A 502-nucleotide genomic window follows, 5' to 3' on the forward strand; every position below is an offset into this window, starting at 1 on the left:
CGGCCGAGGCCACGCGCTACACGCTCGCGCGCCTCCGCCACGGCCTCGACACCATCTCGGTGACCGGCAACGTGCTGCGCGACTACCTCACCGACCTGTTCCCGATCCTCGAGGTCGGCACGAGCGCCAAGATGCTCTCGATCGTGCCGCTGCTCGCCGGCGGCGGGCTGTTCGAGACCGGTGCGGGCGGCTCCGCGCCGAAGCACGTGCAGCAGCTCCTCGAGGAGGACTACCTCCGCTGGGACTCCCTCGGTGAGTTCTTCGCCCTCGCCGCCTCGCTCGAGCACTACGCCGGCTTCACCGGCAACGCCCGCGCGCAGGTGCTCGCCGACACGCTGGATGCCGCGACCGGCACGTTCCTCGAGAACGACAAGTCGCCCGGTCGCGCGCTCGGCACGATCGACAACCGCGGCAGCCACTTCTACCTCGCCCTGTACTGGGCGCAGGAACTGGCGAAGCAGACGACGGATGCCGACCTCGCCGCGGTCTTCGCGCCGGTGGC

1 protein-coding gene is annotated in these 502 nt (G+C 70.9%); it reads left to right on the forward strand.

From position 1 onward, the window contains the following. Positions 1 to 502 (forward strand): NADP-dependent isocitrate dehydrogenase (locus AVW09_RS15995; RefSeq protein ID WP_197462674.1); only part of this gene is annotated, 502 nt, incomplete at both ends.

It is taken from the genome of Microbacterium sp. T32, assembly GCF_001619615.1.
GTDB lineage: Bacteria > Actinomycetota > Actinomycetes > Actinomycetales > Microbacteriaceae > Microbacterium.